At 38.1% G+C, this 23,224-nt stretch carries 25 protein-coding genes and 3 pseudogenes; 6 read left to right on the forward strand and 22 right to left on the reverse strand.

The features are described from left to right. Positions 1-10: 10 nt before the first annotated feature. From DR864_RS30275 to DR864_RS28505, 12 genes and pseudogenes are all read right to left on the reverse strand, one after another. Positions 11-271, reverse strand: coding sequence for an integrase core domain-containing protein (locus DR864_RS30275; protein ID WP_229599603.1), 261 nt, complete (start codon positions 269-271; stop codon positions 11-13). Between the two features lie 167 nt (positions 272-438). Continuing rightward, positions 439-564 carry a hypothetical protein gene (locus DR864_RS30425; protein ID WP_262510966.1) on the reverse strand — a complete coding sequence of 42 codons (126 nt, stop codon included), beginning with the start codon at positions 562-564 and terminating at the stop codon, positions 439-441. A 64-nt stretch (positions 565-628) separates the two neighbouring features. Beyond that, positions 629-841: pseudogene (locus DR864_RS30280) on the reverse strand (DDE-type integrase/transposase/recombinase); the annotation flags it as partial. A gap of 44 nt (positions 842-885) precedes the next feature. Continuing rightward, a complete protein-coding gene (locus DR864_RS28445; RefSeq protein ID WP_114070544.1) occupies positions 886-1,191 on the reverse strand; it encodes a transposase in 306 nt (101 codons plus the stop codon). Positions 1,192-1,879: 688 nt separating this feature from the next. Next, entirely contained in the window at positions 1,880-2,401 is a 522-nt protein-coding gene (locus DR864_RS28450; protein WP_114070545.1) for a tetratricopeptide repeat protein, read from the reverse strand. A 12-nt stretch (positions 2,402-2,413) separates the two neighbouring features. Further along, entirely contained in the window at positions 2,414-2,875 is a 462-nt protein-coding gene (locus tag DR864_RS28455) for a hypothetical protein (RefSeq protein ID WP_114070546.1), read from the reverse strand. A gap of 16 nt (positions 2,876-2,891) precedes the next feature. Beyond that, positions 2,892-3,299 carry a response regulator transcription factor gene (locus DR864_RS28460; RefSeq protein WP_114070547.1) on the reverse strand — a complete coding sequence of 136 codons (408 nt, stop codon included), beginning with the start codon at positions 3,297-3,299 and terminating at the stop codon, positions 2,892-2,894. 28 nt (positions 3,300-3,327) lie between these two features. Then, complete coding sequence (locus DR864_RS28465) at positions 3,328-4,299, reverse strand: sensor histidine kinase (protein ID WP_114070548.1); 972 nt, start codon at positions 4,297-4,299, stop codon at positions 3,328-3,330. A gap of 2,259 nt (positions 4,300-6,558) precedes the next feature. Further along, positions 6,559-7,401, reverse strand: coding sequence for a hypothetical protein (locus DR864_RS28485; protein WP_114070552.1), 843 nt, complete (start codon positions 7,399-7,401; stop codon positions 6,559-6,561). 1,410 nt (positions 7,402-8,811) lie between these two features. Beyond that, on the reverse strand, positions 8,812-9,096 hold the full coding sequence (locus DR864_RS28495; protein ID WP_114070554.1) for a hypothetical protein: 285 nt from the start codon (positions 9,094-9,096) through the stop codon (positions 8,812-8,814). A 68-nt stretch (positions 9,097-9,164) separates the two neighbouring features. Continuing rightward, positions 9,165-9,443 carry a hypothetical protein gene (locus DR864_RS28500; protein ID WP_162794261.1) on the reverse strand — a complete coding sequence of 93 codons (279 nt, stop codon included), beginning with the start codon at positions 9,441-9,443 and terminating at the stop codon, positions 9,165-9,167. A 161-nt stretch (positions 9,444-9,604) separates the two neighbouring features. Then, complete coding sequence (locus DR864_RS28505) at positions 9,605-11,314, reverse strand: NB-ARC domain-containing protein (protein ID WP_114070556.1); 1,710 nt, start codon at positions 11,312-11,314, stop codon at positions 9,605-9,607. Positions 11,315-11,588: 274 nt separating this feature from the next. Between DR864_RS28505 and DR864_RS30010 the strand changes: the two genes are divergently transcribed. Beyond that, positions 11,589-11,747, forward strand: a complete 159-nt coding sequence (locus tag DR864_RS30010) for a hypothetical protein (RefSeq protein ID WP_162794262.1) — start codon at positions 11,589-11,591, stop codon at positions 11,745-11,747. Between the two features lie 431 nt (positions 11,748-12,178). On the opposite strand, the pseudogene DR864_RS28515 reads toward DR864_RS30010, so the two are convergent. From DR864_RS28515 to DR864_RS28525, 3 genes and pseudogenes are all read right to left on the reverse strand, one after another. Further along, positions 12,179-13,075, reverse strand: a pseudogene (locus DR864_RS28515) (IS481 family transposase). A gap of 39 nt (positions 13,076-13,114) precedes the next feature. Continuing rightward, positions 13,115-15,026: pseudogene (locus DR864_RS28520) on the reverse strand (DEAD/DEAH box helicase). A gap of 1 nt (position 15,027) precedes the next feature. Then, positions 15,028-16,044, reverse strand: coding sequence for a PDDEXK nuclease domain-containing protein (locus DR864_RS28525; RefSeq protein ID WP_114070558.1), 1,017 nt, complete (start codon positions 16,042-16,044; stop codon positions 15,028-15,030). A gap of 1,301 nt (positions 16,045-17,345) precedes the next feature. Here DR864_RS28525 and DR864_RS28540 point away from each other — a divergent pair. From DR864_RS28540 to DR864_RS28555, 5 genes are all read left to right on the forward strand, one after another. Beyond that, positions 17,346-18,134 carry a replication initiation protein gene (locus DR864_RS28540; protein ID WP_114070561.1) on the forward strand — a complete coding sequence of 263 codons (789 nt, stop codon included), beginning with the start codon at positions 17,346-17,348 and terminating at the stop codon, positions 18,132-18,134. A gap of 77 nt (positions 18,135-18,211) precedes the next feature. Beyond that, positions 18,212-18,838: a hypothetical protein gene (locus DR864_RS28545; protein ID WP_114070562.1), complete on the forward strand. Its 627-nt coding sequence runs from the start codon at positions 18,212-18,214 to the stop codon at positions 18,836-18,838. Positions 18,839-18,976: 138 nt separating this feature from the next. Beyond that, entirely contained in the window at positions 18,977-19,348 is a 372-nt protein-coding gene (locus DR864_RS30285; protein ID WP_229599604.1) for a ParA family protein, read from the forward strand. 14 nt (positions 19,349-19,362) lie between these two features. Beyond that, positions 19,363-19,575, forward strand: coding sequence for a hypothetical protein (locus DR864_RS30290; protein ID WP_229599605.1), 213 nt, complete (start codon positions 19,363-19,365; stop codon positions 19,573-19,575). After that, on the forward strand, positions 19,572-19,832 hold the full coding sequence (locus DR864_RS28555; protein WP_114070563.1) for a hypothetical protein: 261 nt from the start codon (positions 19,572-19,574) through the stop codon (positions 19,830-19,832). Before DR864_RS30290 ends, DR864_RS28555 begins: the two co-directional genes overlap by 4 nt. A gap of 370 nt (positions 19,833-20,202) precedes the next feature. On the opposite strand, the gene DR864_RS28560 is transcribed toward DR864_RS28555, so the two are convergent. From DR864_RS28560 to DR864_RS28590, 7 genes are all read right to left on the reverse strand, one after another. Further along, positions 20,203-20,445 carry a hypothetical protein gene (locus DR864_RS28560; RefSeq protein ID WP_114070564.1) on the reverse strand — a complete coding sequence of 81 codons (243 nt, stop codon included), beginning with the start codon at positions 20,443-20,445 and terminating at the stop codon, positions 20,203-20,205. A gap of 11 nt (positions 20,446-20,456) precedes the next feature. After that, positions 20,457-20,936: a hypothetical protein gene (locus DR864_RS28565; protein ID WP_114070565.1), complete on the reverse strand. Its 480-nt coding sequence runs from the start codon at positions 20,934-20,936 to the stop codon at positions 20,457-20,459. Positions 20,937-21,069: 133 nt separating this feature from the next. Beyond that, complete coding sequence (locus tag DR864_RS28570; RefSeq protein ID WP_114070566.1) at positions 21,070-21,369, reverse strand: PAAR domain-containing contractile injection system baseplate protein; 300 nt, start codon at positions 21,367-21,369, stop codon at positions 21,070-21,072. Positions 21,370-21,385: 16 nt separating this feature from the next. Beyond that, positions 21,386-21,835, reverse strand: coding sequence for a hypothetical protein (locus tag DR864_RS28575; RefSeq protein ID WP_162794264.1), 450 nt, complete (start codon positions 21,833-21,835; stop codon positions 21,386-21,388). Then, positions 21,808-22,203: a type VI secretion system baseplate subunit TssK gene (gene tssK / locus DR864_RS28580; RefSeq protein ID WP_114070568.1), complete on the reverse strand. Its 396-nt coding sequence runs from the start codon at positions 22,201-22,203 to the stop codon at positions 21,808-21,810. Before tssK ends, DR864_RS28575 begins: the two co-directional genes overlap by 28 nt. Position 22,204: 1 nt before the next feature. Further along, positions 22,205-22,495 carry a hypothetical protein gene (locus DR864_RS28585; RefSeq protein ID WP_114070569.1) on the reverse strand — a complete coding sequence of 97 codons (291 nt, stop codon included), beginning with the start codon at positions 22,493-22,495 and terminating at the stop codon, positions 22,205-22,207. A 5-nt stretch (positions 22,496-22,500) separates the two neighbouring features. Then, entirely contained in the window at positions 22,501-23,052 is a 552-nt protein-coding gene (locus tag DR864_RS28590; RefSeq protein WP_162794276.1) for a TssN family type VI secretion system protein, read from the reverse strand. Between the last annotated feature and the right edge of the window lie 172 nt (positions 23,053-23,224).

A 23,224-nucleotide genomic window follows, 5' to 3' on the forward strand; every position in this document is an offset into this window, starting at 1 on the left:
ATGAATTCTTTCAAATCGGAGCGCCGAAGCGATTATAGAAATCACGGAATTGATTCATTATTTCTTTTGCATTGCTTATATTACTAAACTCAAACTTCTGACAGACAGCGCTTTCCATAATGGAATGATACGATTCAATATGGCTGTTCTGCTGAGGTGTGGCAGGTTTTGTAAATTCCTGAACAACCTGTTTGTCTTTGAAATACTTTTGGACCATTTCCGCAATGAAGCGGTCCGCCGCCGCGGTGTGCCCCGTTATCACATCGTACATACATTTTTTCAGGAATTATCATGTGTACAAATATTCTTTCGAATAGGTCAATAACATCTTGATATTTAATGGAATAGCTAATGTGATGGCTGATATTCCAACGTGAATAAACATCTAGAACGGTCAAAACCTGCATATTTCTGTTTTGTCCTGCAACCCATACAAATTTAATGCGGTCCGCCGCCGCGGTCAAATTCAAGGTAGCAGAAGGCGGCTTCCACCTGTGGTAACAAATCTTTGACCGCATCGGCGGTCCGACCAGTTGCGTTTAGACTTTTTCGAGGTGTTAACATATTGACTCCTGAGTAATTGATGGCTTTTCATGAGCCTATAAACCAAATGTTTACTGATTTTCAACTGCTTCTTTCTTCGCAAGTAGATGTAGGTTTTGTAATAACCGTAATCAACAAATGGGTGATCGAAAAGCTGATGAATATATTCAATAATAATCTCATTAGCAACAATTTCCCCATTCTTATCAACTGCTTTTGCATAAGGCTTACAACCCTGTTTTCCTTCAGAAGGCCGGTAGTAATAACTGCTTCGAGCAATATAGCATAGGGCCAACACTTTATTCTTAGGAAAGTGAGTTTCAATGAATTCCTGTGCTACTATCAACCGCTCTTGTTGAGTGGGGAAGTTTTTTTTAACAGGGCATCTTTTATACGAATTTCAAGTTCTTTCTCGGCTACCAGTTCTTTAAGTGCTTGATTCTCCCGTAAAAGACGATGATACTCTTTGCTTGAAATAGAGGTCTCAACCTCTTTTACTGAGGCTGAAGAGGAGTCACAGGCCCATCGGTAAATCATAGAGGTCGAAACCTCAAATTGACGGGAAGCAGAGGTGACTCCGTGTTCTTGATAATACTGGAGGATGGCTTTTTTGTCGCTTTCGCTCCAATGTCTGCGGTGTTTGCTCATTGGACTACAAGTTAAGAGATTCCCTTAGCTTTGTGTCCAAACTTTTATCGGGCTGGAAAGAAATCACGGCTTTTTAAGTCCTTTGTATCGCCAACTTTTCGGGCGAATGTGTCTGTACAATTTTCGGTAGCCTTAGCGTGGCAACTACAACTATGCCCCTCTGAAAGAACAGTAAAATTCATACTTATGTCCAGCGTTTGTTTATAAAAGTAAAAAGGTTGCCGTTCTACGCAACCTTGTAGAGAATCTATGAAAAACTAAACATTCAAGTCGTTTCCCTTGTCGCCAAGAACCTGCCCTGCAAGCCAAAACCTGCCTAACCGGGGCGTTCAAGCTGTCAACCGAAACCCGCCGAACGAGCAAAAAGCCTGACCTCTGCGGCCTGCAATCTGTCGCTGGGACGCTGCCCCGCAAGCACTTTATTGGCAAACACCCAACGACCCCATGTGAAATTTGAGTGATTACCGGGCGACGTTCGCCAAGCAAAAATGTCGAAGTATCGCTCAGGTTAGAAAGATTTAAAGCTGTTATATTGGTACTTACCGTGTTGCAAACACTCTATTTGTTTTTAGTTCGGGGTTGTCTTTCAGAACATCCCGAACAACGGGGGCTTATCAACCAGAGCTTTATCATGCCGAGCGGAAAGATAATAACAATCAAATTACTAATTTCTGAATCTTTAAAGGCCTTAATTAATTGATAAACCGTCACCTGATATTTTCTTTAATAATCTATCTTTATCATTTGGAAATATTTCAAGTAGATATTTCCAAACCTGTAGAGCCTCTTCTTTCTTACTTATTCTATGTAAGAATTGTGCTTTATATATGTTAGCTTGCATAGTGTATATATTATTTTTGTTTATCTTTTCCAAAACATTTATAGCTTGATTAATTGCATTTAACGCTTCTTGATTTTTACCCTGTTTCTCATAGGCTTGAGACAGAGAAACGTATGTATTAATTAAAATAGGGTTGTTAGAGTCTACAGTTTTTACGATATTAAGATAGTTGTTAATTATGTTATCCATGTCACTTTGTGAACCATCACGTCCGTATCGTTCATTTTCTTTAAGATGATTATATTCTGAAATTGTTTCTGTGTAATTGTTTTCATATGCTCTGCTAAACTTCTCTATTAGCTTCTTAAAAACATAAAAAACAATTCCACACAACACTGTTACAGTCGTTATAATAAGTAAAGTGTTCATAAAAAATTTTGTTTAATGATGATCGTACCAAAACACAGTAATTAAAATCAAGTACAAAGCGAAAAGCAAATGACCAAATGCAACTAACCTAACAAAACTGGTAATATTCTTTTGAGGTATCGTTACCGTAGCAGTGCCACTTATGCTATCACTACTTTTTACTCTAAATTTATGTTTATCTGTAGAGAAAGTCTTTGCAATCAAACAGCAAACAATATAAAAAATTGCCATTAAGAATGTAAGTAACATGATATCAATTGCTCTACCATTATATGAACTACTATCTGCATACACTCTAATAGCGAAGGCAATAATTAAGGAAGAATCTGTAGCTAACAATTCAAAAGAAAACTCATCGTATAATATTGGAATTGGCGTTCTACTTCTCTCATTTATTTTATTTAAAAATAAAATAAACGGAACTATAAGTGGTACAACCGTAAATTCTAAAATTACCAAAGTAGTGTGTAACATATAAAAAGCTTTTTTCTTAAATCAAAACTGCATTGATAGATTTGAACAAGTCATCAAAACTTGTCTCCGTTAGCTTACAAACATAAGTAGCCTTATAAGAGTCTATCTGTTTTTGAACTTTAGGACTTTCAATAACTGTGTAACAGATTATCGGTAATGTATTATTGTCAAACAATTGCCTTATTAGTCTCAAAATAAAAACGCCATACATTAGGTCAGGTTCGTTATTAGGAAGCTTCAGATCACCTCCCAGTGGTAACATCATGTCTAGTATGACTACGTCAAATTTAGTCGTACGCAACTTAGCCAAACCGTCTGCTCCGTTGTCTGCATAATCGTAACTACCTTCTCCGTGTTCATAAACCAATCTATCAAAGATAGCATCAGCCAGCCAAATTTCCTCGTCTATAAGAAGTACTTTCATGTGAAATTAGTTTTGTGAAAAAATAAAACTACTTTTTAAATTTTACAAAAAAAGTAGCTTTATTTTTTTCTGTTAATACTTCAATTTTACCATTTAACGCTTCAACTATTTTTTTTACTAAATATAATCCTAAACCAGAACCTAATGGAGAAAATTCGTTCGCATAGCTTCCTCTAAAATGACGCTGAAATATTTTTGTCTTTTCATCTTCTAAAATTTGACACCCCCAATTTGTAACTGAAAAAGTGAGTTCAGAAAAATTATTATTCGGATCGATTAATATGTTTCCGTCACTTCCATAATACGAAGGATCAAATTTGATCTTATTTCTTGCTAAATCAGTTGATTTAAAAGAATATTTCACAGCATTATCTAAAAGACATGTTAAAACTTCATCTAATAATTTCTCGTCAGTATAAAAATTGTCGAATTTCTCATTAGAAACGTTATTTTTGACGCGAATATGTATCCCTTTTGACTCTGCCATAGCTCGAAATGCCATGCTCTTATAAATTAAATACGATGTAAAATTTTCAATTGGCGCAATAACAGGAATGATTGGCTTTACATCAAGTTCTAGTATTCTTTGGAAACTTGTTAACTGACGTTTTGAATACGCAATTTGATGCCCTATCGCAACTGATCTTTTACTTATAAGTTCTTGCGGTATTCTACCTTTTGCTAAATTATCTAGTTGATTATGAATTGCTGCTAAAGGTGCTCCAACTTGATGTACTACTGTGCGCATACCTTCAGCCAGAGCGAAAGCATGCTCCTGCTCTTTTATCTTTTTCTCATCTTCAAAATGTTTTAATTCCAAACCGATTCTTTTTACAGATAACAATATCATTTCGATATCTGCAAATGTGAAATCTCTATTCTTTGTGTTAGTAAATATGATAAACGAATCTTTTTCTACAAAAGGTATTGGCACAACTACAACATATATCATTGCGTTTTTTTCAAGCTGTTTTAAGTAATTATCTGTAAAATCAGGCAATAAAATATCTTCTTGTGTTTCTTTTAAATTTTTCTCAATGTCAAAATAAAATTTACTTATAGTGGAGCTAAGGTTTTTTGTATTTTTAGGACAGAAATGAATAGCTTCAATTTTTTGTTTTTTATCACTAAGAGCCTTTACTATAGCCTCACTAAATTCATTATTCTCAGGCTTGGGATCACTTTGTGTTTTGCGAATTTATAATAATGTTCTAAAGTTTTTGTGTAACCTTTAATGTCAATTTTTTTTATCCTCATTGTATAACCTCATGAATACGCCATTGCAGTTCAGAACATTACTCATTATTTCACATACATTATCATGATTGTTTACATTAATGTCAAACAAATTTAATTTTTTTAACCTTCTAAATAATAGTTCGTTTCCATGTGTAATGAAACCACTTGAGATATAAAATTTAATCTCTCTTGAAATGATTTTTCTAACCTATATTTTTCATCACTAGAAATTACAAAATCTGGTTTAGCTGAAAATATAAAACGTAATACACCAAAATACCTTTCTGTCGCATATAGAGGTAAGGCTAAATAAAAAGCTGATTTGTCTATACTCACCGATAGTTTTTCCTTAAGTAAATAGATGCAGTTTAACCTTGAATCGTCGATATTGTTTTAAACTTTCAAGAACAATTTCATCCGTTAATGTTGAACCAAATTCAAGTAATTTTCTATAATACTGACCAGTGAGAGTAAATCCGTCTATAGAATGTTTCTCAAACTCTGGATATTTTTTATGTGATTGATATGTAGTCTGATATTCTCTCCAGTTGGAACTGATATTATCGAACATTAATTTATCAACGTCATTTTCACATATACGATTAAATAATGAATTTGCATAAACTTTAAAATCTGGTGAAAGCTCCTTTTTTGTTGACTTTAAATAATCAAAAACACTAATATTTTTTGCAACTGTTTTTGGTTTTACTATCGTTTGTGTTAAGACTTACTTTATTTGTATTAAAATAGTTTCCACTGCATATTAGTTTATCTTCTTTACTACCATAAATCAATATTGAAACTACAGATGCTTGTAATCTGCTACACAGTAACATACATATCATGTCATATTTTGTATTGTCGGTATAGGGACCGTTAAATATCTCTGTTACATCTTTAGAGAAGTCTGATAAGTCAACCTTGTAATTATTTTCCATGATGATTACAGTAAGTGTTTAAAACAAAAATTATAGTGTTTTTACTTAAGTAATTGTGCAAAATTAAACGAGATCATGTTAGTTTATAACTTTTTGATTATCAAGAATTTATTCACTAAATCACTCAATTACTAATTCGCACATTTACTTATTGCTTCGTTCTAATTTCAGTATAATCGTTTAGCATAACCCACTAACCCTAAACTTGGCTTGTTGGGGACGATTAACCTGTTACTGATCGTATTGAGTTATCCTAACCAACAGCATCCTGTCGAACGAAACCCGCCCCGCAAGCCCATTTTGGCCGATGCGCCCAACTCCTCCATGTGCTGATGGTGAGGGACGAGCCTTTACACACATGGCCGGTTGGGCTGCAAACCTTACTTCGGGGACGTGCAACCTGTCGCTGGAAAGCTGGCCCACACAGAGCGACTCAGAATAAACAACGCGCAATAATCATTTCATAAAGTCAATTTTACCTTGACATACAGCGATGGTTGCTTTAGCGGCCATAACCTGCTTTGCTATATCACATATAAGCTGTCAGCGCGGTTAGCAAACCAATCGCACCTTTGAAGCAGTTTGAAATTCGATTTAGGATTTACACTGATCGCAGGGTCGCCATTTAAAATTGTTATCACCTACACCTCTACACCGGCATAATCTCACCTGCGCTCTTACAGCCTCAGTTCCAGTCATTGTTAACGTAAGCCTAAATGGTTGCTCATCACCATCAGGAATGTTATTCAAGGATTCGTTTAATGTGGCAAGAATTGAATCCAGTCCGGAGTTGAGATGGTTTTTTAATTCCTCTTTTGTAGTGGCCATTGGACAGAATGTTATTGGGTTAATTAGAAGTAATTATTTGTGTTGGTGGCTGGAAGGCTCGTGGCGTTCCAGTGAAAACATCTGAAATACCATTTAATAGATCTTTTAAGCTAAGATCAAGCGATATTCCCACAAACGGCCACGCTTGCAGGTTACGTCTATCATGCTTGGTCTTAGTAGGATCCATCGCATTTTTAGCGAGGTCTATTTCATTTGGAAAGTATTTAAAATACCACATTCCCCCAGCGGTTATTCTAACAGCATTGCCTAAGCGGATGCCTAAACCAGTTAATAAAAGTTCCTTTTCCTTTGGAAAAAAAGCTGGCTACTGAATCTGCCCCCGCAGACTGTTTAGGACCATTATCTATTGAAACTAAGCTCCAGCCTATAAATAGTGAGCCATAATGAAAAGGCTTATGGTTATACGATTTAAATGGAACGTCTCGATTAATTGGACGAAAATTTACATGAAAGCCAAAATATGGAACAAAGCCATAGGGATTACTTCCATCATTTCCTATTCGGGTAGTGACAAGGCCAAAATCTGGTGCAAGACTTAATTTATTTCTCGTTTCGAAGCTAAATATAAATGTGCTACCACCAAGAGCAAATACTGGCCCAAGGCCGATCTCAAAAATATTATCCTTGATTGCTTTACGTGCTGCTGATATATCAGCGAAATCCGTAATTAAGTCAAGTAACTCGTTTCTAAATGATTTTAGGCCGTCGACTGCACTTTGTAAATTAGGTTGACCTTTAACTAAAGATTCTGAAACTATGTATAATTCCTCAACTGCCGCCAAAGAAGTTTTAAGGTTTTCCGCCCTTTCATCATACAAATCAGACTCTGTCAATTTACACTTGTTACAATCTAAATTCTGTAAACCTAAAATTATGTTTTTATATGTCACGTTATCCATTGAAAACAAGCTAATGACTCTTTGAGAAGATTGACGAATATCCTTTAAGTAAGAAGATTTAATTTCACTGTCAAAATTGTTAGATTTTTGAGAAAATTCCTGTAAAATTATTCTGAGAGATCCATTTCCTCTAAGCTGATTATCAGTACTTAATCCTGTTATTTCTGTTATAAGCATCTATTCTGCTCTCAAGAGTTGTATACTTAGTGGGAAAATCAAGAGACGAATCATTGTAGTGTGAATCAATACTACCTGGACCTTTTAATGTTGCACTCAGACTTGATGGGAATCCTAAGTCAACTCCTATATTATCTATATTAGCTTGAGCTAACTGATTATATATATTTTGAGCTTTGGCGAAAGCCCCTGCTACTCCTTTTTTTGAGCACGGTACTGGTCAAAAAGCCTAACTACAGGATCACTTTCCTGTACCCAAACAACGTATATTGCTTTCCTGGATCAAGTAGATTAGGATTTTTGAAGTCAATAAGTATGTGATTTTTTCCGTCAAGTTTTTTTACCCTGTAATCTTTAGAATCAAGTTCGACAATTTTGTAATCATTTATTGTCGGTTGTAGTCCTGGATTGTTACTACGAAATCATTGTCTCGGTGTTCAAGCGATTCCTTAAAAGTCTTCCGGCCAACATGGGGCATGAAAGCTATGGCTGTAACCCTTGCGGCTTTTGTTGGTATCTTCAGTACAAAAGCTTGATCAAAAGGTAATGTCTCACTCGGAACGCCTGAGACAGTATCCACTGAGATCACCTTTGTTTGAGCAAAACTCCCCCTAGATAATAAAAATAGAAAAGTAGTCAGGATTAAATACAAGTAAGATTTCATAAAACTATATTTATCGTAGAACAATCATTCGTTAATGCGGATGGCTATCTCCAAAAATCTCATTTCCTAAAACTTATATCAATGGGAAATTTCCCGTAATTCATCCCGTATTTCCTAGAACACTTCTCTTGAAACCGAGCCTAATAGGATTTGCTTGTTGAGAAACGCGCTGTCAGACACACGCAACTCCGCTAAGCGGCAAACTCACTTTTCAGCTTGCCCAATCGGGGCGTTCAACCTGTCGCAAGTAACCCAGAAATGTAAACCCTAAATCTGACTTGTCGGGGCGTTCACCCTGTCATCCGAAACCCAGAAATGGAGACCCAAAACCTGACCGCTGCGGCCTGCAACCTGTCGACCGGAACCCGGAAATGCAGACACTTTATGGACACTCACCCAACGTCCCCATGTGTTGATGGCGACGTTGGAGCCTTTACACACATGGCCGGTTGGGCTGCGAACATTGAACTTGCGGCCTGCCTCCTGTCCCCGAAATTTGGCAGACCGAATATTTTATTTTCTGTCCTTATTCATCGCATCTTTAAGTTTTTCGCCTAAGTCCGAAACTTGTCCAGCAGATGTATGATTTTGATTTACACTGGGACGGTACGAATTGTTTGTTCGTTTATGTAAAATATTTTTAAGCCAATCCTGCTTGAACTTGAATTGTTGGTGGAAATTTTTGGGCGCACAGTATAATACAAATTCGCATACTTTTAGGGCTAATTCAATTTTGTCTAACCTGATTAATACCTCCAGAAAACTGTACAAACCAGCAATAACGTTTTGCCTTGCTCCTGAGGATACTTCGTCGAGCTTTCTGCTGACAACACTATTGTATAAAAAAATACCTTGCTTATCATGAATATCTTTACAGACTTGCTTTTGTTTGTCTCTAATTTGCCCGAAGTCTGCAAACGATATCTCGTTGTATTACTTTTTTCTTTTAAATCTTGCCAATCAGCTATGATCAAGATTGATCTATATTGCAACAACATTCCTGCTAATTCCAAGTCTAAATCTTTCTCCATAGTTGAATCCTGATGTAGCATAAGTAAGTAGACTCTCTATAGCTTTTTCCTTTTGGTCTCTTGTACCGTTAGCCCAATAGTAGGTAGCCCACATTTTTTGTAAATGTTGCATAATATATCTTTTCGTTAGAGCCTTTTATACTATTTTTATTAAAGTGGTAACTGTACTCGTCTAAATACCTGAGTGCTAATTCTTTTTTACCTCGATCAACTAAATACGCAGCTAAATTTAGTATAGCTGGTAGTTTTACCTCTAAGGGGCTTGTAGTTCTATTGATAATCTGCTTATAACTATCTATAACTTCAATCTCATTTTTTGCCAAGCGGTTAGCATTTGCTGTAAGCAATAATGAATGTTCAACATCTAATGTCTTATCTCTATTTACTTGATTTCTCCTACTTACACAATTGCCTTTATAGTGCTTGGCCTCTTTTCAAAATAATCACTCATTATTTGAAATATCTCTTTTGAGTATATTTCAAAAAACTTATGTTCTTCATCAATTTTTTATAATTTTAATTTAACTAATTCATTGACGGCAGAATTGAAAATATCAGGTTCATGCTCAAGATTAAGAATATACTGCGCTTTTTCAATAACGTTACTTAAATCGTCCAGCAAACTTAATACCACAAAAAGATCTTTCGCCTTTGGAGATAGGTATTCATAAATACGACCAAATAAAAAACTGATTGCTGTGTCACCTTCCTTGATTTTATAATTAATTGCATCTGCAAAACCTTTCTGTCCCAGAATAAAAGCAAATTGAAAAATAAACAAGGGTCTGCCACTTGTTATCTCAAATACCATATGACTTTTTTCAGTAGTCTCCAACTGCTGTTTTATGGTAATTTCATTACCGAGTTCCTCATTTTTAATGACTTCCAGTAGGAACCTCGTAGTTTCATTTTCAGTAAGTTCATTGGTCTGAAACTCTTGGCCAATGTTAATATTAGCAGCTCTCGTTGTGATAATTACTTTATGATTATTTGTATTGAGTTCGGAGATAAATAAATCTATCTTGTCTTTCTCTTCTTTAGGAAAGGTCTCGAAATCATCAATCACTAAAAGTAGTTTTTTGCCTTTAATATCAACAATGGCACTTGGGTCGTCATCATCATCGTTATTAAATAAAACTTTATTAATACCTTTGATTAACTCTGGTAGTGTTGCAATTTTATCACTTATTTCTTCAATGTTACCCGTATAGTAATCGTACTTTCTATCTTTTGCCGACAGAAATACAATGTAGTCAAAAAACTTACGCTCATCATTCGCTAAGTCTTCGCATAGACTTTGAATCGTAGCGGTTTTACCGACACCACCATGCCCCCACACTGTGGCGCAAACCGAAGATTTATTTTTAAGAAGAAAATCTTTGAGCCTCCTCTTAATACCTATGTCTATATATTTCTTGTAGTTATTCTCATAGACATTGCGAATAGTACCGTTATGACTTTTAATTTTTATGCCGTCATTTGTTATATCTAATTCGCAAAACTCTTCCCATTCCTTATATAGTATTCCTGTTTCAAGTAGTCTATTATACTTTACATTACCTGTTAGTTTTTCGTCAATGCTATTGAAAAAATATATTTCTCGGCCAAAGGCTGACATTTCTACGAAAGGAGATAATCTAAAATATTGATTTAAGCCATAACTTCCATATAAACTATTAGTTTTGAATTCATGAATGTTTTTGGGGCAACTCCAAGGACTGTAATTAGTGCCATCACTTTTGTATGAAATTCCTTTGTAAATATTGGAATCAAAGGAAGTTACAAATATTAGATCTACATTTTCAATAAGTATAGGTAAGTTAGAGTATGAAATAGAATCGTACAATTCCTGAAGTGCTGTGAGTACTTTCTCTGGAGCATCTTCATATACAAAACCATGCCCCAATAACTCATTCCTAACTGACGGATACTTCTCAAAAGCTTGATTTAATTTGCCACTCTTAAAGATTTCTTTGTCTATATCAAGTTTTCGACAGATTGATACAATACTACCTATTGTAGGTTTGATAATGTTTTGAAATACATATTCTTTGTCTTCATAATCAAGCTTATCAATATTTTTATTCCATAAATATCCCACCAAATAAACCAAAATATATTCAAATCGAGCTTGATAGTGAATCTTCAATGCTGATTTCTCACCCATAGATTGAAGAAATTCTATCCGTTGTTGTACTTGCTTTCTGATGTAATCCATAATTTTACTGTTTCATTCATTAAATTGATGAGAGCAATTTAGTTGATCAGACGTATACACACAACTATTTTTACCTTGACGCTTCTCGTGTCGCGCACAATCCGAACCATAAATAAGAAAATTACTTGCCGAGCTGCGCTATCTGTCTCACTTAAGCTAAGTCTTGTCTGTGGTGGCATTGGCCTGTTGGACGCAACCTGCCTAACTAACTAAAATCTGAACTTTAGGGCGTTTACCCTGTCACCAAGATGCTGGCCTGCAAACCAAACGCTGCATGTCATGGCGGTTGGTCTGTCAGCCGAAAGCTGGAAATGGAAGCCCGAACTTGCCCACGCGGGGCGTTCAAACTGTCGCCCGAAACGCCGAAATGCAAGCACGACTTGAATGGGCCACCCAACATATTATTGTACGCAATGTTACCCAATGGTTTTAAGCTGTTTATCAGGCAATTAACGTTGGAAAACGATGTTGGGCTTTCAACTCGTTTATCCTTTGACAAGGATAAGAACTTTGGCTTTCTTTGTCAACTAATTTGTTGAAAATTAATGAACATAGTTATCAAGCGGTATCGTATAGTACGAAAATGGGAAATTACAGGCTTTCCCAATTATTTTTTGGAAGTGATAAAAATCTGTACAATGCCCAAACACTCCGAATCTTAAAACGCTGCCTGGTAGGATATACACAAGGATACTATCTCCACGGACGGTTTTATAGTCTGGTCGCTTTGCGGCCATTAATCAAAAAAGTGTAAGTGTGTCAATCATAACTAGGGGTGACAAAACAAAAATGCTTATTTTTTTCGAACCCTCCCTTTAGGGTGAGGAGGGATTCGAAAAAAATAATTTTAATGAGTTACAAGAATCAATTTTCGCGTAAAACTTCATAAGGAGTCCGTCCTTGTAAAGCAGAGTGAGGTCGGTGGCAATTGTAAAAAAATCTCCCATTGCTCCAACCGCTGATTAATATCTATATCATCTGTATAGTCAATTAATTGGTAAAATTCCTGTATATCAGTAAAATGGGATCGTTCTACCTTGCCATTCAAATGCGGACTTCTGGGCTTAATATACACATGTTGCATTCCTAAGTCTTCACAATGCCAATGGAATTTAGCCTGAAATTCATGCCCGTTATCAGTTTGAATTGTGTGGATTCTGAATGGAATCGTTCCCGTACATACATTTACAAATTCGATGGCTGACTCCTGATTATGCTTGGGATAAATTTTTAAGGCTCTTGCTCGCGTGGCATCATCAATAGCAGTGTATTGATACATTTTTTTAAGTTTACCTGCTGGGTCTTTAAACGAAAGGAACTTTACATCGATTTGGATGCGATGCCCCGGCACCTTCTTTTCATAGCGCTTAAACGGTGGTAATGAGCGTTTTCGCTCATGTTTTGGCAGTTTATTAAGCCCGTTCCTTTTAAGAACGTAGTAGACAGCTCCTTCGGATATTTCAATGTCATGATATCGTAACAGGTACCACATAATCCTTTTTTGACCTAAATGATAGGTAGTACGCAAATGAATGATAATGTCCTCTGTCGCTTTTGGGTTCTGAGCTTAGGATTTTCAGGACATGGTTTACTATTAATTAATCCCTGTTCACCTTTAGTTTCATACGCCTTTTTCCATTTATAAAATGTCTCCCTGGAAATGCCATAGTAGCGGCAAGCTATCGTAATGTTCTTAATTTCCTTCGCATAATTAAGCACCTTAAGCTTCCTGCGAATGTCTGAGTGAGCCTTGGCAGTCATAGATCAGAAGTTTAATTGACTAATTTAGTAGATTATCACTTAAACGTCAACCGTAGTCCTGATTTCTATATTCAGATAAATCAACACTTCGGCCATGCGTCGTTCCAGCGGGTCGTTGGCATTGATGGACGGTTCTTTGCCGTAGTTGATTTTTAAATTCCTTGATTTTGGGCCACAACAACACCGCTTCTTCGTCCGAAACCTGTATTCTTGTGGCTTCAATCACTTCCTGAATTACTTTCAACACTTTGGTCGTGACCGACTTTGATAATATCTCAAGGCTTTCTGGAAAGGATTGATACGATCAATGAGGTCAATGTGCAAATCGTCAATGTTGATAAACTTATCGGCCATTCGGATAAAACGCTTGTCGCCCACCTCTTTTATTTCACCGTATTTCACGGCCGAATCCAGCACCACATATTGCCTTACTTCTTCTACCTCTTCCTCGGTCAATTCGGGGTATTGATTTGGATGATTTTCGGAATCAGCACTTTGTTGATGACCTCAGGGTCAATATTGCCGGGCATGGTTTTTAGCATCGTATTGTCCTGCAAAATCGTGGCTTTCAGGTCGTTCAAATTCTACAATGTCTTTCACGCGCTTGGAACTCGGCATTTTGAAGCCTCTGACTTTCAGCTCGCCCGGTTCGGCTTTGTCGTCTTCGGAGAGTTTGGTTTTGAATTTAAAATTGGGAGCTAATACCTGTCCATCAGCAAAGAAGCGGTGATGGCCTTTAGCATGTTATTGACCGAAAGTTTTACCAAATCGTCAGCAGCGTCGGGCAATGAGGTTGGTAAATTGGGCGTGGGTTTTGTTGGCGCTGTCGCGGGTACAGCGCCCGATAATCTGTATGATTTCGGTCAATGAACCCCGATAACCCACCGTGAGGCGTGCTCGCAGTAGGGCCAGTCAAACCCTTCTTTGGCCATGCCCAGGGCAATGATCAGGTCCATATCATCCACGTCTTTCATCTCAAGCAGATACGCGGCGATTCGTTCGCGGTCGCGGGGGTTATCATTAACCAGATCGGCCACTTTGAGCAGCTTACCGTCGGAGTGTCTTCTAACGTGGATAACGCCCGTTTCGGCGTCTACGTGGCTAATGTCGCCGATGGCGTCCAGTATCGTGTCCACTTCGCGATGTTTGTCTTTGGGACTCGCCAGAGTTGACATTGGGTATGTGCAAAATGGTCTTTTTGTCGGTATCCAGTATTTCCAGAATGGCCGTAATGTATTTCCCCTGATAAAAATGATACCCGATGCCCAGCGATTTCAGATAGGTATAACCGTTGAGCTGCTCGTAATAGTTGTAGGTTACCTTTGTAAATTTCGCTTCATCTTCGGGGTTGAGTACGGGCACGCTGTCTCCTCTGAAATAAGAACCCGTCATGGCTACTACGTGCGCGTTGGAATGGGTCATAATGCTCCGCAGCAATTCACCCAAACGACTGTCACCGTCGGCGGAGACGTAGTGAAATTCATCAATGGCTACCAAAGTGTCGTTGAAGGCCGTTTCTTCCACTTCTTCAAAGGCAAACCGCAGCGTAGCATGGGTACAAATCAAGATTTTTTCGTCGTTGGCCAGAAAGTTTTTAAACGCCTGTACCTTGCTTTTGCTGCCGTCGAGCCCCGGCGTTCAGAGGTTGTAGTTGGGATTGGGGACCCAATCGGCAAAGAAACCGTCAACCGTCAACAGAGTGGTACCAAACGACCCGCCAATGGATTTTTCGGGCACGGCCACGATCACTTTTTTTAGGCCCTGATGTACCAGCTTGTCCAACGCAATAAACATCAGTGCCCAGGATTTGCCCGAGGCGGGCGGCGCTTTCAGCAGCAGGAAGCGGGCATCGCGGGCCTGATACGTTTTTTCCTGCATTCGCGCATTCCAGTGGATTGGTGCGGGAAATTTGCCCCGTTTGGGCATAACTGACGTGGACTAAATCGGGCATTTTATTGACTGTTTTTAAGCTCGGTTTCGATTTCTTCGATGGTGGGCAAACTGCTTTTGAACTCTTCGGGAAAAAGGCGGGTCAATTGATATTCTGTGACGCCAATGGGCTGATTGATGTTTTTCAGGGAGTATTCCGCAATCACGTTGTTTTTGTTTTTACAAATCAACAGTCCTATCGTTGGGTTGTCGGTCGGATGGCGTAAAATATCGTTGGCTACCGACAGATAAAAACTGAGTTTGCCAGCGTATTCGGGAATAAAGTCGGTTACTTTCAGTTCTATGACTACATACGCCCTGAGTTTGAGGTGATAAAACAACAAATCAATAAAATATTCCTGATCCCCTACCTGCATTGGCACCTGCTTGCCCACGTAGGCAAAACCTGTACCCAGTTCGAGCAAAAACTTGGTTACATTATCAATCAGGGCATTTTCCAATTCCCGTTCTTTGTAATTTTCGGTCATGGCCAAAAAATCAAAATTGTACGGGTCTTTGAGCAATTGCGTGGCTAAGTCTGACATAGGATTGGGCAGCGTGTCTTTGAAATTGGTGATGGCTTTGCCCTGCCGTTCGTACAGATTACTCTTGAGTTGCAAGCCGAGCACATCGCGGCTCCAACCGTTTTCAATGGTTTTTTGGATGTAAAAACCTGCTTCATCTGTGTCGCGTGACTTGCTGAAAATCAAAATGTTATGTCCCCAAGGAATTTGGTCAACAGGCTGTTGACCCATTGAGGATTGATAGAAAGTATAGAACCGTTTACAGTATTTAAGGTTGGAATTTGACAAGCCAGCCATGTCCGGAAACTCTGTTTTTAAGTCTCTTGCCACTTGGTCAATTAACTTATCTCCCCATTTTGTTTGGGATTGTTTCTCTGTAATCATTCGGCCCAATTCCCAATAAAATTCAATCAGCGCACTGTTGACTGCGATGGCCGCTTTCAACTGCATTGACCTGATTTTTGATTTCAGACCCATGAGCCATTCTTTGTATTCATCATCCAATATCATTTCCATACGCTGCATTTTTCGGTTTTGTAAAACAGTTTCTTTCTCCCTTGACATTGGGCAACAGGCTGTTGACCAATTTGCCCTCATTTTTTCTTCTTTTTGGCTTTGCTCTCGGACTCAAACACCGTACCGCGGGTTTGTTCTTCGGCGATCATAGTGTTAAAAGAGGTATTCCTGCGGCTGCTCGTCGCTCTCAAATGGGCGACTGCACAGCCTACGGCAGAAAGAAATCGAAATATTTGGGGAACTCGCACAGGGGTATGTCGTGAGCATCAGCTTTTTTGTGGTCGAGTTGGGCAATATTCATATGTTGATAATCAATTTCAAAAGCGAATTATTCTTAGAAAAGGGACTTTGCCCGAAGGTACAATTTTAAGTTGTTTTCCTGATTTTGGCAGTAAATAAACGCTCCCAAAACCTGAGGGAAAATTTTACGATTGATTTCTGGCTATGGAGTTGTTTTAAATTGTGGTCTTTATTTTAATTTTAAGCAAACTTATTTGTTAAATGACTTGGAGTTCGTGAGGTAGCAAATAAATTGCTGTACGTGGCTAAAAATGGCTTTTTTTGGGCTTTGGTCGACACTTGTTGGATGTTGCAGTGTATTTTTCGTTAAAAACGTCGTTTTTAATGCCCATTTGGACAGCGATTGGCTTGAAATGTGGACGATTTGTAGGTCTGTTAAATTTGCTGGCATGGTGATTTCGTTGACAAGTTTTAGAATAAAACTAAATCACAATTTAGCGAATGGCCAAATTCGATTTTTACTAAGACCAAAACTTGAGTGAATTCTACCGAAAAATCCCCAGTTAGTTATCAAACGGTCGCAAGAATAGTTTTTAAGTTTGCGATTTTAAAAAAAAATAATAACGAAATAATAACGTTAAAAAATCAATAAACATGAAAAGCATTTTTTTCATCTTCGAGTCGACTGTTTTGATCTGCAAGCAAGTTTGGCAAAAATTTAATTTTTTTAGGGGAAATTGAACCTATTTTTTTCAAAAAACACACACAAAAAAATTTGTTTTTTCTTTGTGTGAAATTTGGATTTAAAGTTTGTAAAAAGTTTGTAATAGTTTGTAGTGGGGCGTAACCAACTGAAAACCAAATTTTTATAGCGATAAAGCGGGACAGATTTGGGAAGCAACGGGACAGATTTGGAAGCAAGGGACAGATTTGGGAAGCAAACGGGACAGATTTGGGAAGCAAGCGGGACAGATTTGGGAAGCAAACGGGACGCAAAATAATATTTGTCCCGCTTTTGTTTTTTTTATAGTTTTGTCCATCACTACCCTTTTTCCATTCCCATGACCGATGATCGAGTGCTTGAGCCCTTTAAGGATGATAATTTAGTTATTCTCAAAAATCCCATTGCCAATGCTCGCTTCGGGCTGTCTGTTATGCAGACCAAGGTGTTGTTTGAGGCCATTGCTTTTTTTAAATCCAATCAGGACCTCCGGACCATGCGGCTCTACATCAAAGAGTTTCTGAGAAATGTCGGAGCTGAAACCAACAATTACGAATACATCGCCAAAGAGATAGACCAAATGACTGAAATCCCCTTAAGGATTCAGCGCACGACCAAAAAAGGCAGGTTGGACTATTTGAAAGTCCAATTGTTTTCAAGTGCCGATTACAAAATTGATGCTTCAGGTTTTGGTTTCGTAGAAATTGAAATTTCAGATAAGCTAAAGCCCTATTTTTTGGAAATTGCAGAGGGAGAGTTTTTCTATTACCACATTCTCAATACAAGGGTTCTAAAGAGTAAATATTCAATCAAGCTGTATCTGTTTCTCAAATCTTGGAAACGCAAAGGTCAGGTGGAGATAAGCGTCATGGATTTGCGCGCTTTAGTTGAGGTCGAGCCCAACGAATACACTGAGTACAGGTACTTCAAAAAACGGATTATTGAATCTGCGAAGAAAGAACTGAGCGAAAAATGTGATATTACCTTCGAGTACCAAGAAATCAGGGCCATACCGGGCAACACCAAAAGTGAGGTAGTGAAAATCCGTTTTTTTATCCGTGAGAACAAAGAGACCTGGAACAAATTCCGAGAAAAACGGAGCTTGAAATCGGCAAGGCAGAGCCAGTAAAAAGGCAGATACCCATCAAGTCGGTAGCTGTACCTGCGATAAAGATTGAAACCGTTCCCCAAGAAATAGTACAAGATTTGGCGATTGATAAACGAATTTTTGAGCTGTTTAGACTCTTTGAACCCGAAGCGGAAGACAATGAAATTGGCATTTATTTGGAAGGTATTCAAGCTGACCGCGCACGAGTATTGGATGTGTTGCTTTTCGCCAAACAGGAAAAAGCTAAGAACATTACTATCAAAAGCATTTATTCCTACATCGTCTACGGGTTGAAAAATAATATAGGAGTTGGAATGGCAGCTAAGGAAAATAAAGCCAAAACCAAAGTTGCTCAAGCTGCTATGAACCGGCAGGCCCAGCAACTCAATAAGCAAATCAAACAATGGTTTGAGATTGATTTTGTCTATGTTTACAATCAGCACCTTATTGAGGTGGGCGCATCGGCCGACAACGAACAAAAGAATGCCTATGTATCACAAATACAGCAACTTATATCCGATACGCCTTCTCTTAAATTTATGTACTACAACCCCGACCAAACCCTAAAAGCCGATGAGCTGCGTCGTGGGTTGGGAGCCGTGTTGACCACTCAAAGAGGCGAAACGATGGAAAGTCTTTTTGTGGAATGGGTACAAAAAGTCAAAGGAATAAAGATTGAATTGGTTGAGGGAGTTTGGCGACAAGTATCTGAGCCGTTGTTTTAAGTATTTAATCATTTATATAAATAATTTTTGCTTATGTAAGTATTTGCTCGTTTATGTATTTATATAAATAATCATTTAATTGAATAAGTATTTGATTTTTTATATAAATGATTAAATACTTATGTTTATTTTTGAGCCATGAAAATAATAACCGTCGCCCATCAAAAGGGAGGTGTTGGAAAAACCACCCTTGCCCTAAATATTGCCTACTGCCTTTCAGAAGACCTACGTGTGGGTATAACCGACACCGATTTACAAGGGTCAATTTCGGAGATAGAATCATTTCTCTCTGGTATTGACTTGGTACCGCTCGATAAAGTTATCAAAGGAGAAGAGCTGCCCTACGATGTCATTATCATTGACACCCCGCCCTACCTCACTGGAAGCCTGAATGAGATCTTTCAGATTTCTGATTATGTATTGATTCCCACCAAACCTTTTCTGGATGCACTCGCCATCAAAGCAACCATTTTTCTTTTTAATAAGCTAAAAAGGATAGGCCAGAATTAAAGGGAGGGATTGTAATGAACATGCTCCAAGGACGAACAAGCATTACCGAAGAAGTAAAGACCATTTTAAAGGAATATTCGATACCATTGTTGGAAACAACGATCTATCATCGAGTAAGTTTGACACGCTCACCCATGACAGCGGGAGTGTTTACGGGAGAGGATACCAAAGCCAAAACAGAGATTACAAATCTGACTTACGAAATCTTAAACGATTTGAACCAATGAGCAAGGAGAAAGAGGGTTACGCCGAAAATCGGTCAAAGCTGGCCGAAATGATTAAGAAAACACCACCCAAAACGAACATTCAGGAAGTGCGACCCGTGGCTACTATCGCCCCAAAAAAAGAAGAAGAAAGTCACGTAAATATCTGGATACCCAAAACATTATTTATGAAGCTAAAAATGGAATCAGCCCGTACGGCAAAACCATCAAACAGCTTACGATTGAGGCTTATGAAAAGCATCTTGGGGGTGATTAAATAATCATTTACATAAATACTTAAATGATTATTTGTGTATCAGAAAAATATTATTGTACGTTATAAATTAAGTAATAGGTTGCTGAAAATGAGGGTATTGGTCTCATTAAGATGCATTGCTTTAGGCTATGCCATTATCATTTATTGAGATTTTTCTTTGCGTTAATTGTTGCTTTAGGGTGCTATTTTGAATAAGTAATTCAGAAGTTTCAGCTTTGATAAGCTCATATTTTGACGTAATTTTAATAGTGAAGTGTCTTTTTGACGGGCACCTTGGATATCAGAAACCCGCATTAAATAGCTATTAAGTACGGATTGATAGAGAGGGGTTGGGTAGGTAGATTTTAGGGTATTCATCCACACGTAGAAGGCAATCATTGATTTCTCTTTGACATTTTCCTTTGTTTGAATTTGGAGCACCAAAGTATCAACTTTGCAGTATTTTCTAAAAACTCATTCAATTTGAGAGAAGCGAGTGCTTGTTCTTTTTGATAAGCTTTAGGAATTTTAACAAAAGCCCAGTAAAAAAAAAAGAACAAAACAGTATAAAAAACTAAGTATATGATGATAAACTGACGAATTTTTTGGGTTCTAATATCGATATTTTCAGCTTTCATAAGTGTTGGCCTTAAAGGGTGAGCAAAGCTTGTTTAATCATTTGATTCTCGGTTTTTAATTCTGACTTTTTGACTTCTTCGGTTTGGATAGCCGATTTTAACTGTTCTGCTTCTGAGAGTGAAGCGGATTTTGTTCGGTAAATATCTTTAAGAACTTTTACTCTTTGACGGTAGTTGTTCAGCACTTGGTTTGACAATTTCGATAATATCGTATTAGACTTATAACTGGCCAGAAACTCATCCCTTTGTTTGTCCCAGCGTACGTTAACTTCAGCAGTCTTACTGATGTCTTTACTGTAAGCAGCTTTTTGCAATTGAGTATATAAAGTGTCTAAAGCATTGACATTGGCTAGGAATTGCAATTCTTCAGAGGGAGATACGGTTAGAGGGTATGGTGAAGCGTCTGATTTTTTGCCTAAAACAAAAAAAAGCAGCGCAATACACATGACCGATAAAATAGATATGCCGATAAATAAACCTGGTTTGTTCATTATTGCTTATTTTAAAATTGAATAATTCAGGCATTTAGGAGTAATGAGTTGATAGTCTCATTCTTACGCTTCTGATAGGTGGTCTAATTCATGAAGGGGGAATTAGCTTTTAAATAGTACAGCGATTTTGATATCAGCCAATCAATACCGTGGGTAAGCCCATTGCAATAATACCCCCATGGGCAGTCATATCGCCCATACGTACTGCTGGCGTGCCGCCGATCAATACCGAGGCCGAGCCCATGACCGTTGAATCAGGGGGGCCTACACAAATACATGTATCACCTACGTGAGCAGCGGGCATTCCGCCAATTAAGACCGATGGCACGCCAGGACCCGCAATAGGTCCGCCAATGTGCGGTATAGGGGGCAATCCAGGAGTTAACATGGGACATGTGTGCATATCGCCCACACGGGCAGCAGGTTTTGGCATTTTTTAGTCGTTTGAATTATTTAGCATAAATATCCCATCCCCCTTTATTCTCAGCATAGTTGAGGGTAGTTAACTTTTGTAAAAAGAAATCCAAAAAGTCCAAAAACCGTACGATGCTGTCAAACAGCAATGTACTGTCGTTATGATTGTACTGACTTACCAGTACATTGTCAATCATGGAATCTATAAATGATCTTGAAGCAGCAGTAATTGGGGTTTTAAATACGCTAGTGGTGCCCGCAATCGAGTTTTGGAAATAATTAAAAAGGACCGAAGAACTGGATTCGGGCAGGCTATCGAATGAGATACGAAGCATTCGGGCCAACCGCATAAAGTACTCGGCAGTGTAAATTGGAGGAAGTTCTTTGACCACTATCCGATAGTAATCCATTGACTCGGCGCAATGAATCAACACTTTTTCTAAAATACGATGAACATCTACCGCAATGCTGCTTCGGTTCTGCATTCCACCGATTTTTTTACAATCTGAACCGCTAATTGCTGCACATTATTCAATAAAGTACCGCAACTTTCGTAATACCATAGGAGCCCTTCTCCATGAATTGAGACCGATGGTGGAATATACTCATGGTCAATGGAAAATCGTTGGCTCTCAAATCGCACGCGACAAATGGGAAAACTGTATGCATCAGAAAGCATATCGTGCATCGACAGTAGATCCAAAGCAGGTTTAATGGTTAAATTAGGTCGGCGATTCAAGCCTTCATCACTATTGTAGTCGCCGATTTCGACCGTTTTGAATGGATCTGCTTTGATTACGACATAAAATACCCCAGCCGAACCCAATTTCATTTTGTAATCAAGCAACGACAAACTAAGTACAGGTTGTCTTTGAAAGATTTCCACTCAATTCGAACTCCTCCGGAGTAATACCGCGACAAGCATTGATTTGTATTACATCACCTGCTAAAACTGGCGAGGATAGACTCGATGTCATGCCATCATCTCCTGAAAGCAATCCATAATTAAAATTATTGATTTTGATGGCGGCACTATCCCTGATGGCATCTTTGATCGCAAAATCATTTTCAGTAAAATGCTTCTGCGTGATTTTCATACCATCGCGCCAATTGACAAAATTGTACTTAATTTCGGGTAAAAGCATGGTCTTTAATTTGAATAACTTTGAGCAAAAATGGTTTCATTATTCATGATGTTATTTTGGGTCAACGAAAGGTCGGTATTTAAATAAATGCGTTGTTCCAATGTATTTTGTTTATACAAAAGCCAACCCAGTTTTTTGCCGCCGGTTTCAACATGTATAGGGTCTTTTTTGTGCTCTCTGTGTCGATTATTGTGAGAATATATGAAATAATGAAAAAGCGTTCCTAAGTCTTTTTCACTAGGTAATTCAACCCAATAGCCTTCAAATACAGGGTCTGATTCGTCGGGAATTTTAGTGAATTGTATATTAACTTTAATAACATTGATTGGTTCTAATACAGGTAAAGATACCTGTGATTTATACTGCCATTTACGGTATTTTAACGGAGGGATATTTATCCAATAATCATATGATTTGATGAATAGATAGGGTAAAATTATTGGCAATATGCCGACAATTAAATAAGGTAAAAACGCAGTAGCCTTTGGAGAAAGCAGTCCATATACAAACGCAAACCCTGCGGCCGCCCAGCCACTCCATACGATCCGGTCATAAATTCGGAAGTAAAAGAGTCTTGGTTATACCACGAAAACAGCTTGCTGCCCCAAACTGCATAAAAAGTTCCAGACACTAATGATACTACGGAAAGCACAATAAAAGCTAATGGTAGTGACAGTGTTTTGGACAACAGTAAGCCAGTTAGGCCAAATAACAGCACAAGCCCCAATA

Origin of the sequence: Runella rosea, from assembly GCF_003325355.1 — a bacterium.
GTDB classification, from domain to species: Bacteria; Bacteroidota; Bacteroidia; order Cytophagales; family Spirosomataceae; genus Runella; species Runella rosea.